The sequence below is a fragment of the Thermorhabdus hydrogeniformans genome (assembly GCF_049310025.1).
Taxonomy (GTDB): domain Bacteria; phylum Bacillota; class Thermosediminibacteria; order Thermosediminibacterales; family Tepidanaerobacteraceae; genus JBJYKD01.
In genome coordinates, this window is sequence record NZ_JBJYKD010000253.1 from 1 (window position 1) to 246 (window position 246).

Here is a 246-nt window from a genome sequence, read left to right on the forward strand (position 1 = left end):
GGCTCGCGCCTAAGCTCCCGGCCACAAGAACAGAGAGGTGGTCCCATCCGTTTGAACACGGAATTGATTTCGATAAGTGGAACCCGGTCCGTCAAGCTGCCTGTTGAATCGCCGGCAGCGATGCGAAGTAGAACTCATCCGGGGTCTTGGCGCCGAGCGCGGAGTGCGGACGGCGGGTGTTGTAGAACTCAATGAAGCGCCCCAGCCGCTGGCGGGCATCGCTGACCGAGTCGTAGGCGTGCAGGT

General features: G+C 61.8%; 1 protein-coding gene. It reads right to left on the reverse strand.

Going from position 1 to position 246, the window contains the following annotated elements:
- Positions 1-91: 91 nt before the first annotated feature.
- Positions 92-246 (reverse strand): integrase core domain-containing protein (locus ACKX14_RS16330; RefSeq protein ID WP_422449480.1); only part of this gene is annotated, 155 nt, incomplete at its 5' end.